The sequence below is a fragment of the Candidatus Methylomirabilota bacterium genome (genome assembly GCA_035936835.1).
Taxonomy (GTDB): domain Bacteria; phylum Methylomirabilota; class Methylomirabilia; order Rokubacteriales; family CSP1-6; genus AR37.
Genome location: DASYVT010000075.1, coordinates 1 through 1,611 on the forward strand (window position 1 = coordinate 1; position 1,611 = coordinate 1,611).

The 1,611-nt window shown below is 66.4% G+C and carries 2 protein-coding genes; one reads left to right on the plus strand and one right to left on the minus strand.

The features are described 5' to 3' along the window. A partial coding sequence (locus tag VGV06_06565) for a cyclic nucleotide-binding domain-containing protein (GenBank protein ID HEV2054822.1) occupies positions 1 to 1,009 on the minus strand: 1,009 nt, incomplete at its 3' end. Between the two features lie 281 nt (positions 1,010 to 1,290). Here VGV06_06565 and VGV06_06570 point away from each other — a divergent pair. Beyond that, on the plus strand, positions 1,291 to 1,611 hold a 321-nt coding region (locus tag VGV06_06570; GenBank protein HEV2054823.1), incomplete at its 3' end, for a hypothetical protein.

Below are 1,611 nucleotides of genomic sequence, written 5' to 3' on the forward strand. Positions count from 1 at the left end.
CGATCCGGCCCGTAACGTCCAGGAAGGCGAAGTCCGCCAACTCCTCGTCCTTTCGGCGGACGGACGCGACCAGCGAGGCGAGCATCCGGAGCCCCAGCTGTGGTGTCGATAGCAGTGCTGCATGGAGGTCGTCCTTGGAGACCATGACGCAGCTCGTTGGTTCGACCGCGATCGCGCTCGCCGTGCGAATACCCCCCGCGTCCAGCACCCCGAGCTCCCCAAAAGTGTCCCCGGCGCCAAGGAGCCGAAGCACGAGCTCCCGGCCGTGGCGTGAGGTGTGCGTCTCGCGGACGAGACCGCGTTCGATGACGAACATCGAGGTCGCCGGCTCGCCTTCGCGGGCGAGGTAGGCGCCCGCCGCGAAGGCACGGCGGTGCACCCGCGACCGCAAGGAAGCAGAGAGCTTGGTAGGAAGGCCGGCGAAGACTGGCGTTCGAAGGAGCACCGTGATCGGCTCCTCGCCGTTTTCAGCCGGAACTTCGAGGGCCAGCCGGTGAGTATCCACGGGTTGGCCCGTGCCCTTGAGCATGACTGTGTCGCCGCCGGCGAACGAGTACTCCGGCGCTGCGGCATGCGTAGCCTCGTCGACGAGTACCTCGCCGGCGGCGGCCCTGCTTGTCAGCCCAGCCGCTGTATTGGTGACTTCACCGACAGCAGTGAAATCCTTGAACCCGCCCCCGCCCACGTTTCCGCAGAACTCTTCGCCGGTGGAGATTCCGATTCCGATCTGAATCCATGGACCGGCGGGCGTTCTGTAACCCACCGCTTCGAGGAGTGCGGCGGCGGCGGCAACTGCCTTGCGCGGGTAGTCGCGGCCGCTCAGTCCCGGCACGAACAGGCCCATCAGCTGGTCGCCCGAGATCTGGCCGAGAACTCCCTCATGCCGCAGCAACACCCGAGAGGCGACGTCGTAGAACCGGTTGAGAAGGGCCGGCTCCTCGCCCTGCGACAACGACTGACTGAGGTTCGTGTAGTTGCGGACGTCCGCGAAAAGGATGCTGATCGGCACGATCGCTCCGCCTTCCGGCGCCCACTACAGGCAGCGCGCACACACGTGTGGTGTCTTGTGAGAGGGCCGGTACCCCATGATCCGAAATGGCAGCGTGAGAGGGCCGCCATAAGGCGCATTGCAGAACTTGCAGCGCGGCTGGCCGGGCACCAGTGCAAACAGCCTGCGAAGCAGGCGTGGCGCATTGGCGGCGACGCGGTCGCCGCGAAGGATCGCGCACCACTGCGTACCCATCGGCGAGGGGCTGCCGACGGGCTTTGACGCCGCCATCAGGCGGGCCTATGGTATCGCTGGCGATGCGGCGCGTCCTCGTTGGGCTGACGGCGATCACCGTCGCGCTGGGGTGGCTTCAGCTGGCTCCAGCCTTCGGTTTCCCGGTTACCGCGCCTGCGGCAATGCTGGATCGAATGTTGGGCGCCCACCGCGAAGTGGGACCGGCGGGCTGGGCGCTCCTATTGCTCGGCGAGTTCGCGTTCGTCGCAGGATATTTCTTGTTCGTCGAAGGTCGGACGCATTGGGCTCTAGCGCCTTTCGCTTACGCGGTTGGCGCCTGGGTGCTTACCGGAGCGGTCCTGATGCCATTGATTGGGCTCCTCCAGGGT